The sequence below is a fragment of the Serratia sp. KH_031 genome (assembly GCF_057839655.1).
In genome coordinates, this window is the sequence record NZ_CM174496.1 from 2,672,942 (window position 1) to 2,685,786 (window position 12,845).

The 12,845-nt window shown below is 44.1% G+C and carries 14 protein-coding genes and 2 pseudogenes; 8 read left to right on the forward strand and 8 right to left on the reverse strand.

The window, feature by feature from the left end; genetic code table 11:
* Window positions 1–21: 21 nt before the first annotated feature.
* Window positions 22–1,995 carry an acyltransferase family protein gene (locus AC3ISQ_RS12020; RefSeq protein WP_489346752.1) on the forward strand — a complete coding sequence of 658 codons (1,974 nt, stop codon included), beginning with the start codon at window positions 22–24 and terminating at the stop codon, window positions 1,993–1,995.
* A 75-nt stretch (window positions 1,996–2,070) separates the two neighbouring features.
* Here AC3ISQ_RS12020 and AC3ISQ_RS12025 read toward each other — a convergent pair whose 3' ends face one another.
* From AC3ISQ_RS12025 to AC3ISQ_RS12035, 3 genes and pseudogenes are all read right to left on the reverse strand, one after another.
* Complete coding sequence (locus AC3ISQ_RS12025) at window positions 2,071–3,477, reverse strand: hypothetical protein (RefSeq protein ID WP_489346754.1); 1,407 nt, start codon at window positions 3,475–3,477, stop codon at window positions 2,071–2,073.
* Window positions 3,478–4,089 carry a tail fiber/spike domain-containing protein gene (locus AC3ISQ_RS12030; RefSeq protein WP_489346756.1) on the reverse strand — a complete coding sequence of 204 codons (612 nt, stop codon included), beginning with the start codon at window positions 4,087–4,089 and terminating at the stop codon, window positions 3,478–3,480. It lies immediately after the preceding gene.
* Window positions 4,090–4,148: 59 nt separating this feature from the next.
* Window positions 4,149–4,607 (reverse strand): annotated as a pseudogene (locus AC3ISQ_RS12035) (host specificity factor TipJ family phage tail protein); the annotation flags it as partial.
* 185 nt (window positions 4,608–4,792) lie between these two features.
* Between AC3ISQ_RS12035 and AC3ISQ_RS12040 the strand changes: the two are divergent.
* Window positions 4,793–5,053 (forward strand): type II toxin-antitoxin system RelE family toxin, encoded by a 261-nt coding sequence (locus AC3ISQ_RS12040; protein WP_489346758.1) that lies wholly within the window; start codon window positions 4,793–4,795, stop codon window positions 5,051–5,053.
* Between the two features lie 63 nt (window positions 5,054–5,116).
* Entirely contained in the window at window positions 5,117–5,482 is a 366-nt protein-coding gene (locus tag AC3ISQ_RS12045; protein WP_489346760.1) for a helix-turn-helix domain-containing protein, read from the forward strand.
* Between the two features lie 99 nt (window positions 5,483–5,581).
* On the opposite strand, the gene AC3ISQ_RS12050 is transcribed toward AC3ISQ_RS12045, so the two are convergent.
* The 4 genes from AC3ISQ_RS12050 to AC3ISQ_RS12065 all read right to left on the reverse strand — a co-directional run bounded on the left by AC3ISQ_RS12050 (window position 5,582) and on the right by AC3ISQ_RS12065 (window position 7,422).
* Entirely contained in the window at window positions 5,582–6,289 is a 708-nt protein-coding gene (locus tag AC3ISQ_RS12050) for a bacteriophage antitermination protein Q (RefSeq protein ID WP_489346762.1), read from the reverse strand.
* Entirely contained in the window at window positions 6,286–6,570 is a 285-nt protein-coding gene (locus AC3ISQ_RS12055) for a hypothetical protein (protein ID WP_489346763.1), read from the reverse strand. Before AC3ISQ_RS12055 ends, AC3ISQ_RS12050 begins: the two co-directional genes overlap by 4 nt.
* Entirely contained in the window at window positions 6,567–7,028 is a 462-nt protein-coding gene (locus AC3ISQ_RS12060) for a YbcN family protein (protein WP_489346765.1), read from the reverse strand. Before AC3ISQ_RS12060 ends, AC3ISQ_RS12055 begins: the two co-directional genes overlap by 4 nt.
* A 199-nt stretch (window positions 7,029–7,227) precedes the next feature.
* Window positions 7,228–7,422 (reverse strand): hypothetical protein, encoded by a 195-nt coding sequence (locus tag AC3ISQ_RS12065; RefSeq protein WP_489346767.1) that lies wholly within the window; start codon window positions 7,420–7,422, stop codon window positions 7,228–7,230.
* Window positions 7,423–7,476: 54 nt separating this feature from the next.
* Here AC3ISQ_RS12065 and AC3ISQ_RS12070 point away from each other — a divergent pair.
* From AC3ISQ_RS12070 to AC3ISQ_RS12090, 5 genes and pseudogenes are all read left to right on the forward strand, one after another.
* A pseudogene (locus AC3ISQ_RS12070) lies at window positions 7,477–7,560 on the forward strand (hypothetical protein); the annotation flags it as partial.
* A 12-nt stretch (window positions 7,561–7,572) separates the two neighbouring features.
* On the forward strand, window positions 7,573–8,694 hold the full coding sequence (locus tag AC3ISQ_RS12075; protein ID WP_489346769.1) for a RecT family recombinase: 1,122 nt from the start codon (window positions 7,573–7,575) through the stop codon (window positions 8,692–8,694).
* Between the two features lie 85 nt (window positions 8,695–8,779).
* Window positions 8,780–9,046: an excisionase gene (locus AC3ISQ_RS12080; RefSeq protein ID WP_489346771.1), complete on the forward strand. Its 267-nt coding sequence runs from the start codon at window positions 8,780–8,782 to the stop codon at window positions 9,044–9,046.
* Complete coding sequence (locus tag AC3ISQ_RS12085) at window positions 8,988–10,061, forward strand: tyrosine-type recombinase/integrase (protein ID WP_489346773.1); 1,074 nt, start codon at window positions 8,988–8,990, stop codon at window positions 10,059–10,061. Before AC3ISQ_RS12080 ends, AC3ISQ_RS12085 begins: the two co-directional genes overlap by 59 nt.
* A gap of 126 nt (window positions 10,062–10,187) precedes the next feature.
* Window positions 10,188–11,723 (forward strand): SpoVR family protein, encoded by a 1,536-nt coding sequence (locus AC3ISQ_RS12090; protein WP_489346774.1) that lies wholly within the window; start codon window positions 10,188–10,190, stop codon window positions 11,721–11,723.
* A gap of 270 nt (window positions 11,724–11,993) precedes the next feature.
* Here AC3ISQ_RS12090 and fadR read toward each other — a convergent pair whose 3' ends face one another.
* Complete coding sequence (gene fadR / locus AC3ISQ_RS12095; RefSeq protein WP_489346776.1) at window positions 11,994–12,713, reverse strand: fatty acid metabolism transcriptional regulator FadR; 720 nt, start codon at window positions 12,711–12,713, stop codon at window positions 11,994–11,996.
* Window positions 12,714–12,845 lie beyond the last annotated feature (132 nt).

Consider the following 12,845-nt stretch of genomic DNA (forward strand, 5'->3'; position numbering starts at 1 on the left):
CTCGTTTAGAGTGTGATGTAAGTGCTGATCAATTACTTTGTAAGTGATAAAATCACTAATCATTTTAAAATACTGAATATAAATATGAACTTAAGATACCGTTCGGACATTGATGGTCTGAGAGCTCTAGCAGTTCTTCTCGTATTTGCCTATCATCTTAAAATTACTTATATAAGCGGGGGTTTTATTGGTGTTGATGTCTTCTTCGTAATTTCAGGATTTCTAATCACTGGAATTGTGATTAGATCTATTGATAACGATAAATTTTCATTTCTTGATTTTTTTAATAGACGAATAAAACGTATAGTCCCAAACGTATTCATTGTCGCAACAGCAACAATAGTTGCAGGGTATTTTATACTTCTGCCAAATGATTATGCAGCGCTAATTAAAGGCTATTTTTTCACTTCTATTTATTCAGCCAACATATATTTCTGGAAAGTTAGTGGGGCGTACTTCGCAGCAGCATCAGACGAAATGCCGTTACTACACATGTGGTCTCTTGCTGTAGAAGAGCAATTTTACTTCATTTGGCCAGTGGTCCTTGTTATAATTCTTAAGATTATGAAAAGCAAAGGGGCAGGAATATTCACTCTTCTGTTATCATTGTTGGCTTTCGCTGTGTCACAATATATGGCAATAAACTATGCGGGTTTTGCTTACTATATGATATTCACGCGTTCCGGTGGGCTATTACTTGGCGCAGCACTAGCACTTTTGCATCGAGACTATAAGTGGATGCGGGAATTCAATTCGTTTTTCGCCGTTGCTACTGGTACAGTTCTTATCATATGGTCGGCAATTAATATTGACTCATCATTTATTTTTCCAGGTTATAACTCCGCAATTCCATCAATAGGCGCATTTCTGATTATAGCTGGTGGCTCTGGCTTCAAAACAAACATTGCATCAAAACTTTACAGCCTAAAACCTATCGTCTGGTTTGGATTGATTTCTTTTTCTATATACCTTTGGCACTGGCCATTCATTGCATTTTCTACGTACATGGGTATTATTGACTCCATTTATGTGAAAATATTTATATTTTTTATGACAATATCATTGTCGTTCTTAAGTTTAAATCTAATAGAGAATCCCATAAGAAAATCACAACTTGGCTTTGCAAAGTCATTTATTTTAATTAATGTATCATTTGTCGCGATAGCTATTGTGATAAATGTAGCATCATATATAACAAATGGATTTGAAGAAAGAGTTACTGATAGCACCATTAGACCTAAGGAAATAGATGTTAGGTATGCTGGCATGGACGAGGGCTGGTGCCATATTAGCGCCGAGGGAAAAAGCGGAATTCCATATAATCAATCGATGTCAAATTGTTTTATTGGTGATAAATCATCTGATAAAGTTGTATTATATATCGGAGATTCTAACGCGGGTCATTATGGACCATTTGTTGATGAAATGGCCAAACTAGCCGGGGTGAAAGTAAGGCAACTCAGTACGTCTTCGTGCTATCCGACAAGGGAAGTAAAAGAATCAGGAGAAAACCCAGAGGTTTGTAAAAATTTCCGTAGAATAATTGACACTGAAATTATAGATAAAAAATATGATACCATTATTATTGCTAATAGATGGGCTCGCGACGATAGGCACATGTCTTTTAAAAGAGAAGACTTTAAAAAAATGCTATCTTTTTATTCATCCCATGCAAAACGCGTAATAATTTTGGATCAAATGCCTGAGTGGTTGATAAATCCAGCGTCTTGCTTTGAAAGAGGCACCTGTGATATTAAAACAGAATTTAAACTTGCACCTAAACTTGATGAATCTCGCGCTAAGATAGCAGAAGCCACATCCGCATACCATAATGTTTACTTAGTAGATCCATACTATCTTATAAAAAAAGATGGTGCCTATACCCCGTTTGCAATGGGGTATCCAATGTATCATGACACCGGACATCTCAGTATAAATGGGATGAAATGGGTAGCAGATATGTACCTAAAAGAACATGTTAACCCTCTAAAATAGACTATGAATAAAAAAGTGTTCATACAGCACACTTAATCTTAAAAACTAAATAGTGGCTAATTAATTAGTCACTATTTAGTTATACGCAGATGCAAATCTGAAAGCGCCGCCACTCACGACACTGAAATTAAAAACCGTTCCAGTTCTTATCACTGAGACCACGACTCCACCAGCATTAAAGTTAACGGGCTCGCTAGTATTCATCAAAAACCTCAAATCAAAATCAAATGCATAATTTGATGACGAAGAACTTACACCAATCACTACAGCTATTTTTGTGTAGTTCCAATCAGGGTATGTATAATCATACGAGAATGACGTCGTTCCAAAAGAAACCAATCCATTTTTTATTTCTGATTTAACATTAAGATCAACAACAGAAAAAGTAATCGGTGACATGTTATTATACATATCAATTTGCGATGGCAAACCAGCAGTAACCCTTCCCTTGTAATACAAAAAAGATGCCCCTGACTTAGAAAAATCACAATTTTTGATAATTAATTTATCAAACCCATCCGGATTAGATTCGGAAAAATAAGCGCTAATCGTATTCGCATCCCTAACTTTTACGTCAAGTACTCCATATTCTCTTGCTCTTCCATTTTTGTTACCTGCTCTATTAATGATGCCGTCAGCATTCCAAAATTGCCCTCCCCTAACATATCCAAATTCTGTTTCATAACACCTAAGAGCTTGAGAAATTCCATTTATTTCACCCGCATAAACATTAACTTCCCTGCAGTTAAACGCCCCAACCAGTTGCGGCTTAACCACTCCATTATAAATAAACGAATCTATATAAACATCGCAAGAACATTCAGATAAATTAATGACCGCATTAGAGTTTGGTCCAGCATACTCTCCGCCAATAACTCTTCCAACTTTAACGTGATTTTTATTGAAATTATTAATGTCACCTTTCATAACTACCGCTTCATCATATGTTGGTAACACATCGGAAATATCAACCTTACAGTTGATGCATAACCCATCAAACGCTATACCCCTATGATCTGAACCACTTATTTTCCCACTCCCAATCACCTGACAGTTATTTACACGGTAATACCCTATGCAATTATTATTATTCTTTTGTGAATGTACTAAGTTATGCTCGGTCGCAATATCTCCATCTAACTGATACATAATATTTGACAAGGATCCAACAACATTGAAGTCACCATTATCAGGATCAACGTAATTAACAAAACCCCACATATGACCTGCATTATTACCTACAGAAACAGAAGGATCATCATACCTCCCAACAATAAAAGTTCCCTTTTCATGAGTGATCTTTATGTTACTCCTTAAGGGGTGAATTGAACCCAGAACATAGAACTCACCCGCAGCGCCATAACTAAATTCGCTGAAACGGGTATCTCTCGTTAGTGCCTGAATTTTGTTTCGATTATCCCATGCCTTTTGTGGATCATATTTACCGCCTGTTATTCCTGCAGACGAAAAATTAGGTGTCAATCAAATAAAATACCCGCCAACCGCACTAATATAAAACGTTGGTGATTCCGGTTGAGTGGCGGTGAACACCCAGTCTGTCACAACGGGCACGTTGTAGTAGTAAGTCCTGACTTTTCGACCCTCAGTTAATCCCGCAATTGATTGAGCCTGAGCAACAGTGGAGCATTCTAGTATCGCACCGCCAACGAGCAACGCACCATTACTTTCAGCGAGCATAGCTCTTAGCGCAGCATCGCCAACACTAACCCAAGCACCAATCCCGATTCCACCCGTTGATGAAGGCGTAGAACCAGATGGGACAACTTTATCAAAATCGCCGTCCCATCTGTAATAATCACCGTCGCCATCTGGCATTTTCCAGCGAAGAGCCTGATTTGGAAGAGTGAGTGTGGCACCATCTTGGAATGAATCCATCGTTATAAAACCGATGCCGGCGACAGCCGCTTTAAATTGCTCTTCCATTCCGTATAGCGTTAAACGAGAAATCCCAAGGCGATCCAGCCACTGTTTATTAGCTCGATCCAGCGAGAAATGGTCGAAATTTTCAGCATTATCATATAAATCTTTTGAAGCAGCAGACCCCAGCGGATTGCCAGTGTTGTAAGTCGTCATATGGGCCTCATAAACGAAAAACCCGCCGAAGCGGGTTATGCGTTTGGTGATTAGTAAACTCAGGAAACATTGCCGGGATAGGCTGCGTTGTCATATGCGTAAAAACTGGCTCTATACTCTTTCGCAGATACTTGGCATGTGCCGTCAGATTGCGGGGCAATATCTGAAATAATGGCATCGTAACCAATACGTGAAGAATCACAGAATATAAGCCGAGGCGGCTCTATTGTGTGGTTATTCATGCTGATATCGTCAAACGCGGGTAAATACGGAACAGAAAGCTGATAGCCCCCCACTTTAGTGGCGATCATTAACCCGGAAGCGGAACCATCTTGATATCGAATAAACGCCCGCGGGTTATCAAACGACCAATCTAGCGGTTCTGTGACTGTGAATGTTGTTACAGAACCGGTAGTTTCCATCGAATCCACTAGACACGATATGGTTTTATTCCCGGGGATATCGTCGGTTAGCACGATGCGATCTCCGAAGTTGTAACACATACCCACCGGCTCGGTCATTTGCTTGCTCCTTTGCTTGCTGTGTCGCTCAGCAAACGCCGGGCGTTAAATGTAAAAAAGCCCGACAACATAGTCAGGCCGACAATTGATTAGATAATTAGATTTACCACTTGATATTATCTAATAAAAAACTTATTATCTAATCATCCTAAGCGGATATGTTCTTTAAAAAGCGAGGAAACATGGTCACGGTTCAGTGGACAAAGAAAGCTCTCAAACAGGTGCTTTCGATAGACACAAGATACCGGAAAGCCATTAAGGAAAAGGTTGATAGACTAATCACCTTCCCATCAGTTGAATTGGACATCAAAAAGCTGAAAGCCACAGATAACCAATACAGGATGCGAGTTGGGGACTACAGGGTTATCTTCCAGATCGAAAATGGTGAGCCGGTAATCTGCACGGTGCAGGAAGTTAAGCGCAGAACGTCGACAACATATTAGGCGGGGTAACCCGCCAGTTTCCTCATGACATTAACCGCGACTCTTAGCAACCCGGATGAATATATGTCAAAACTTCAATACATAAATGATGAAGCAGGCAAGCCACAGTTCGTGGTTTTGCCAATTGCTGAATATGAGCGCTTGCTAGATAGCGACGATGACGGCTGGGAGCCTGTTCCCTACGAGACCGGTGAGCACGATGATGTGACTGTGCCACACGCCATCGTCTCTATTATGCTCGACCAAGACGTCAGTCTGCTTGCAGCCTGGCGCATTCACTGCAACTTGTCTCAGTACGATGTAGCGGAAAAACTCGGCACAACGCAATCAACAGTTTCACAGTGGGAATCATCAAAACGCCCACAAAAGAGCACTCGCGAGAAGTTGGCAGAGATATATGGCTGCACACCGGAACAGCTCACACCATGACAACAGGCTCCGATTAGGGAGCCTTTTCTTGAGTCTCAGAAACGACAAAACCCGCACTTTGCGGGTTATTTATAACTTTGGCAAGATAGCAAAAGTAAGCTAAATATGGCCTATTTCGTTCGGTTTTGCAATATCTACATCAATCATCTGTTCCCGATGTCTCAAAACAGCCATTAATGACAGATGATCCAACTCTGCTGCCAATGATTTCAACCCCTGCCAACGCGAAGCATATATCTCAGACCATGTGGACTTTGCCACACTCCCCATAAGGTATATCAGCGTAGACTCCGTATAGGCATTGTTTTTATTCTTAGCTGCAACATCTTGCGCGGACAACCACACAAGGGTAATAAGCCGTTCTTTTACCTTCTTTTGTAATGCCTTTCCTTCACGATGTACTTGGAAGTTTTCCCAAATATGCTGACAAATCAATCTCTGTAATTTGAAGTCTAGATCACATCCGTAGCAATACTTAATCCAAGCCTGTTGGTACTCATCCAATTTCAGAACGGCACGGCGCCATCCGCACGTAGAAAAATCGTATTCATCTATAGGAGGCAACGGGCGACGTCGGCTGCGAGTCTCCAGCACGTACAGCGCCGAATTTGTAGCCTTAACCGAGCGGGTACCACCTCGTCCATCATCCAGCTCTACCATGTGAACCGGTTTGCGTGGGTTTCGTTCTTTATCTGCCGGGGGATGCTCAGCAAATGCCTCTAACTGCCCTTTCGTTCCGCCCGACGAATCCAACAGTGCAGCGCGTAGATTGATGCGGACATATTCAAGTTGCTGTTCGTTCATCATAGCGGTACCACCAGCCCACGGCGGGCAATCTGAATTACGGTCAGGACAATAGCGCGATCCATCAGTTGGCGGCGTTCATCACGGCTCAAGGTTTTTCCATTATCGATCTCATGATGACACTCGACGCAAAGCGCTGCGGTGGCGCAATCATCAGTTTTCATATCCATGCCTTTTGATTCGTTCCGGTGCGCCACCTGAATACCCCAGTTACCACACAAAACGCACTGCTCAATTTGTCCAACAGCGGCCAGCCATTTTTTACTACGATAAATACTTTTCATTGCTGGCCGTCCTGTTGCCGACGCAACTGCATAAACTCGCTGTTTTCCGGGATAGTTAACGCTAATCCAAACTGAGCACACCAAGCCTCGACTTGGCACAAGAAATAATGCATTTCGCCAGTATCAAGTTCGGACGTATGCCGCGGCTCCCAGCTCGTTGTTTTCTCGCCGGTAACAAAATCTACGTATTCAATTTCGGCAGATCCGAGGTAGGTTTTTTTGAGGTTACGCTTAACCCATTCCCGCGTCGCATCAGTACGGCCAGAGCGGATCAGATATTCGCTGATCTCTGCGTACCACATGTGACTAAGCGAGTTCTGTGGAATGCTGCGCTTTTCGCGCCAAGGTTTAATGATGAGACGATACACCTGCCCACTCGAAAGTAGCGGCGCAATTTTGTCCCCTATCGCTTTGAAATTTCCCTTGTGTAGCTTGACACCATCGGCGGCGATATTCATAGCACACCACCAACAGGGAATTTTGAATGCAAAGAATCGCTGGCCTCAAAATGATGGGTCAGGACTGTATATGCGGATTTTACTAACTGTATTAACTGTGCCATCTCCACCTCTCGGTTTGATGACACAGCAGTGCTGATTCGGGGTTGCCAGTTGTTCAAGCTGGCGAACTTAGTATAGCGCTATTCTTTTCGGTGCTCTACTTGATGTCTTTGTCGCTAGAATCCGTGGTAAAACCGACAGATTGAGCTATCTCGATAAAGTCTTTTATCGTCGCTATGTACTGATCGGGGCGCTTAATCTCAGCAGCAGTAACCACCCCATTCTTCGTATAAACGATCGTACAGCCATTGGCTGGTAATTCTATCGGTAGTTCGTACCAGTATTTTTCCATTACAGAAACCTTTGCATTTGTTGAATCTCTCCATTCGGAGGCCGATCCTTGTTTTGGCTTCCCTGCCTAACCGAAGATTACACCGACGAACTGAATGATTTTGACCTACGCCGCTTAGAAGCACTGCGTTTGGCATAAGGGAGAACGAAGATGCAAAACACTAGTATTGTAACGACTGAGCAGCAAGCTCCAAATACCATTTCCGCCAGCAACGCCATTTTTAATGTGCAAGCACTCGGGCAATTAACCGCATTTGCTAATTTAATGGCTGATTCACAGGTAACAGTTCCAGCTCATCTGGCAGGAAAGCCTGCTGATTGCATGGCTATAGTGATGCAGGCAATGCAATGGGGTATGAACCCTTACGCTGTCGCGCAAAAAACACACTTGGTAAACGGCACATTGGGTTATGAAGCACAGCTAGTTAATGCGGTGATCGCCAGTTCCAGCGCGATACAAGGCCGCTTCCATTACAGCTACGGTGGTGATTGGGAGCGCTGCACTAAAACACGGGAAGAAAACATTGAAAAAACAGGGAAAAATGGAAAGTACAATGTAACTCAACGTGTTCGCGGATGGAACGATGAAGACGAGCATGGCTTGTTCGTACAGGTCGGGGCCATTCTCCGAGGTGAGTCAAAAATCACTTGGGGCGAGCCGGTGTATTTGTCCGGGGTTGTCATCCGAAACTCCCCGCTATGGGTATCAAATCCGAAACAGCAAATCGCTTACCTCGCCGTGAAATATTGGGCACGTCTGTATTGCCCGGAGGTAATTTTAGGTGTTTACAGCCCCGAAGATTTTGAGCAACGAGGTGAGCGGGAGATCAATCCGGTACCGGCGCAGTGTGTAAACCTAAATGAGCTGCCAGACGTTACCAGCAATCTAGAGGTAGATGATCACGAAGTTCAACAAGCTGCGGATATAGATTCCATAGCTGCTCAGTTCCGCCTACAAATTGAAGAATCACAGATCGCTGAACAGGCAAAAAGCATTGGGATTGAAGTTGATAACTTAAAAACGTCGCTGGGATCATCTCTGTTCACCGAGCTTAAAAACAAAGCAGTGAAACGTTATTACCTGCTTATGGCGCGTAACCGTCTTCAAGAAGATATTAAGGCCTTGCCAAAACCCGACGAACCGGGTGCCAGTGAAGCTTTTGCCGCTATCGAAAAAATGTTGGCTAGCACGAAACGTCACCTCACAGACGATTTATACGACCAATTCAGTATCACCTTGAGTGATATGAAACCCGAATACGTTGGCGTCTGAGTAACTGAAACTGATTTCTAAAAATCAAAACACAACCCGGTTCACGATTACTATCGTGACCGGTTGTGTGTACGGAGCATAACCAATGACCAAATTACTGACATTAGATGAATGGAATAACCGACTTCCCCGCCCACGCAGCAAAGAGACCATTAGGCGTTGGGTTCGTGCAGGTCGAATTTACCCAGCACCAGTGCTCGATGGGCGCGAGTATCTTTTTGATGAACGGGCAGAAAAAATTGCTCCACCAAACCAACGCAGAAAAGTTAATCCTTTAGTATCGAGAATCACTAATGGCCAGGAACCGAAACCACTCACAGCGAGACTTACCACCAAACCTCTACGTTCGTAATGGTGGGTATTACTGTTATCGCGATCCACGGACGGGAAAGGAATATGGTTTAGGGCGAATTAAACGTGATGCTATCAATCAGGCCATTGATGCCAATCTTCAATTGATGGATTCAGCGACTAGATTAGTCGATCGGATAAACGGCAATGAGCCCATCAGTTTTCACTCATGGCTTGATAAGTATTCTGACATTCTGAATGGCAGAGGACTTAAAGACAAAACGCTCAGTGATTACCGAGGAAGAATTAAAGCAATGCGTAACGGTATCCCAAACATCAACATAAACACCATCACGACTAAATACATTGCTGAATTTATCAACGATTACGTTAAACAAGGAAAGAAAATGCAGGCAAAAGCGCTACGCGCATCACTTGTTGATGTTTTCAAAGAGGCTATCGCAGATGGGCATATACAGTTCAATCCCGTAGAAGCCACTAGGAACCCTAGAGCAGAGGTGTTGCGCGAACGCCTCAGCTTAGATAATTACTTCCTGATCCGAGAAGCGGCAAAAACTCAGGCTCTTTGGTTGGGGTTAAGTATGGAGCTGGCAGTGCTTACGGGGCAACGCGTCGGTGATATTAGTAAAATTATGTGGTCAGATATTCACGACAATAGGATTTGGATCCATCAGCAGAAAACAGGAATGCGATTGTGCATACCGACAAATTTGGGGCTAACCTCTGCCGACCTGAGTCTTGATAATGTGTTGGATCATTGCAGAGCTACGTACGGGAAGTGTGAAAATATAATAGCAAGTCATCATGGACGCGCCTTATCTCCCAGCACGATCTCAATGGGATTCACGCAAGCGAGGAAAGATTCGGGGATAAATTGGGAGGATCAACCACCGTCATTCCATGAGTTGCGTAGCCTTTCGGCAAGGCTATACTCCAAAGAGAAAGACGGCAAATTCGCTCAACGTCTACTAGGCCACAGGTCTGCCGAAATGACAGCCAAGTATCAGGATGAGCGCGGTAATCGGTGGATTGATGTGGGAACAATAATGACTTAATTTTGAGCAATAGTGACCTATTGATTTTATTTCACTGATTTTAAACAACTTATTTCAACTTGAACTATGATTGTTATATAGGGCTAGCCAATTATGAGCTCTGCCCGTTAATAACGAGGTGCGCTGATGACTACTTCAACACATGACAAGGTCAAGGAAGATAAGCGTCTGAGCGATGGACCGGACTGGACGTTCGAGTTGCTGCAAGTTTATTTGGAGCAAATCGATCGCGTGGCTAAGCATTACCGACTCGACACCTACCCACATCAGATAGAGGTGATTACCTCCGAACAGATGATGGACGCCTATTCAAGCGTCGGTATGCCGATCAACTATACCCACTGGTCGTTCGGCAAAAAGTTCATTGAGACCGAACAGCGCTATAAGCATGGGCAACAAGGATTAGCCTATGAAATCGTTATCAACTCCAATCCTTGTATCGCTTATTTGATGGAAGAGAACACCATTACCATGCAAGCGCTGGTCATGGCACACGCCTGCTATGGGCATAACTCTTTCTTCAAAAACAATTACTTGTTCCGCAGTTGGACCGATGCCAGTTCGATCGTCGACTATCTGTTATTCGCTCGTCGCTACATCAGTCAGTGCGAAGAACGTTACGGTGTGGAAGAAGTCGAAAAACTGCTGGACTCCTGTCACGCGCTGATGAATTACGGCGTCGACCGCTACAAACGACCACAGAAAATTTCATTGGTTGAAGAGAAAGCCCGGCAGAAAAGCCGTGAAGAGTATCTACAAAGCCAGGTCAACACGCTGTGGAAAACCTTGCCTCGCGTAGATAAAGAGGAAACGCCAGAGCAGGCTTTACGCTACCCACGCGAGCCGCAGGAAAACATTCTCTATTTTATGGAGAAAAACGCTCCGTTGCTGGAACCTTGGCAACGCGAAGTTTTACGCATCGTGCGTAAAGTAAGCCAGTATTTCTATCCGCAGAAACAGACTCAGGTGATGAACGAAGGTTGGGCGACCTTCTGGCATTACACCATTTTGAATCATCTGTATGACGAAGGATTAGTCAGCGAACGCTTTATGCTGGAGTTCCTGCACAGCCATACCAATGTGGTATACCAACCGCCTTATAACAGCCCATATTACAACGGCATCAACCCATACGCGCTCGGCTTTGCCATGTTTCAGGATATCAAACGCATCTGCCAGTCACCGACGGAAGAGGATCTTTATTGGTTCCCGGACATCGCCGGTAAAGACTGGTTGGAAACACTGCATTTCGCCATGCGTGATTTTAAGGACGAGAGCTTTATCAGCCAATTCCTGTCGCCCAAAGTGATGCGTGATTTCCGCCTGTTCACCGTATTGGATGACGATCGCAATAATTATCTGGAGATTGCCGCTATCCATAACGAGGCCGGTTACCGTGCTATTCGTCAGGAGCTTTCGGCACAATATAACCTCAGCAACCATGAACCGAATATTCAGGTCTGGAATGTGGATCTGCGGGGCGATCGCTCACTGACATTGCGTTACGTACCACAGGAGCGCGCGCCGCTGGATAAAAGTCGCCGCGATGTGATGAAGCATCTTCATCGTCTGTGGGGCTTCGACATCATTCTAGAACAACAAAACGAAGATGGTAGCGTTGAGCTATTGGAACGTTGCCCACCCAAACCTACGTCTCTGTGATATCTATACCCAAGTTCATTCAAGTTGCAGGTAGGCGGCAACTGAGTGACAAATTGGTCGCAGACCGATTTGAACAACGCTTGCGTTGGCCCGTAGGGTGAGCCTCTTGAGGATCATAATCCCCAGGAGCTTACTCCAGTAAGTGACTGGGGTGAGCGAAGGCAGCCAACACCCCTGCTGCTTGAATGGCGACGGGTATACATAAAAAAATCGCCTGCATAGTGATATAGCAGGCGATTTTTTTGATTCTGTTAATTCCGAAAAATTTGTCTAACGGCGAGCTTCTGTCAGATCGCTTGGCATAGCACCTTGCATACTGTGCCAAATTTCCCCACTTTCTTTGCCGTAGTTACGAACGCAGTCCATCACTTGATCATAAGTCTTTTCATGACACAGAGTAGACAGCTTGCTGTAGAAATTGAGCGCTAATTTACGCGCTTCCGGGTTAGAGAAGTAGTAACGTCCAACACGGATATATAACCCTTTCAAGCCGTTAAAGATCAGGCCGTAAATCGGGTTACCGGAGACAAACGCTAAACCACGGAAAATTTCATAATCCAGATGGTTAAAGGCATCGGCTTGATCTTCAACCTGAGTGGCCTTCGCTAGCACTTCTTGCGCCTGCTCGGGATGGTTACGTACCGCAGCACGGATAAAGATCGACGCGATGTTGGTACGAACGGACAACAAGTTGTCGATCAGTTGCGGTACGCTGTTATGGTCGAGACGCGCCAAGGTTTCCAGGATATTGAGGCCGGAAGTTTCCCAATAATTGTTTACTTTAGTCGGCTTGCCATGCTGGATGGTTAACCAACCATCGCGAGCCAGACGTTGTAACACTTCACGCAGCGTGGTGCGGGTAACCCCAATCAACTCTGAAAGTTCACGCTCCGCAGGCAAAATAGAGCCAGGGGGGAAGCGATTATTCCAAATGCTTTCGATAATGTACTCTTCCGCGAAACCGGCAGGACTTTGCGCCTTTATGACCATGGGTGTGATGTTCCGTAGCGACAATAAAATCAGTAAGGTAATCGGCTGATCATACCAGATCGCTCAGATATGACATAGCCTGCACACAGAACATTAAATAAAAGTGTGCATAAAGTGGCAAAAAATGGGTAA

Bases quoted from the DNA above. Each gene is read 5' to 3' on its own strand.
- AC3ISQ_RS12090 (WP_489346774.1), top strand. From the start codon at position 10,188: ATGACTACTTCAACACATGACAAGGTCAAGGAAGATAAGCGTCTGAGC.
- AC3ISQ_RS12055 (WP_489346763.1), bottom strand. From the start codon at position 6,570: ATGAAAAGTATTTATCGTAGTAAAAAATGGCTGGCCGCTGTTGGACAA.
- AC3ISQ_RS12030 (WP_489346756.1), bottom strand. From the start codon at position 4,089: ATGACGACTTACAACACTGGCAATCCGCTGGGGTCTGCTGCTTCAAAA.
- AC3ISQ_RS12050 (WP_489346762.1), bottom strand. From the start codon at position 6,289: ATGATGAACGAACAGCAACTTGAATATGTCCGCATCAATCTACGCGCT.
- AC3ISQ_RS12085 (WP_489346773.1), top strand. From the start codon at position 8,988: ATGGCCAGGAACCGAAACCACTCACAGCGAGACTTACCACCAAACCTC.
- AC3ISQ_RS12065 (WP_489346767.1), bottom strand. From the start codon at position 7,422: ATGGAAAAATACTGGTACGAACTACCGATAGAATTACCAGCCAATGGC.
- AC3ISQ_RS12060 (WP_489346765.1), bottom strand. From the start codon at position 7,028: ATGAATATCGCCGCCGATGGTGTCAAGCTACACAAGGGAAATTTCAAA.
- fadR (WP_489346776.1), bottom strand. From the start codon at position 12,713: ATGGTCATAAAGGCGCAAAGTCCTGCCGGTTTCGCGGAAGAGTACATT.
- AC3ISQ_RS12040 (WP_489346758.1), top strand. From the start codon at position 4,793: ATGGTCACGGTTCAGTGGACAAAGAAAGCTCTCAAACAGGTGCTTTCG.
- AC3ISQ_RS12080 (WP_489346771.1), top strand. From the start codon at position 8,780: ATGACCAAATTACTGACATTAGATGAATGGAATAACCGACTTCCCCGC.
- AC3ISQ_RS12075 (WP_489346769.1), top strand. From the start codon at position 7,573: ATGCAAAACACTAGTATTGTAACGACTGAGCAGCAAGCTCCAAATACC.
- AC3ISQ_RS12045 (WP_489346760.1), top strand. From the start codon at position 5,117: ATGTCAAAACTTCAATACATAAATGATGAAGCAGGCAAGCCACAGTTC.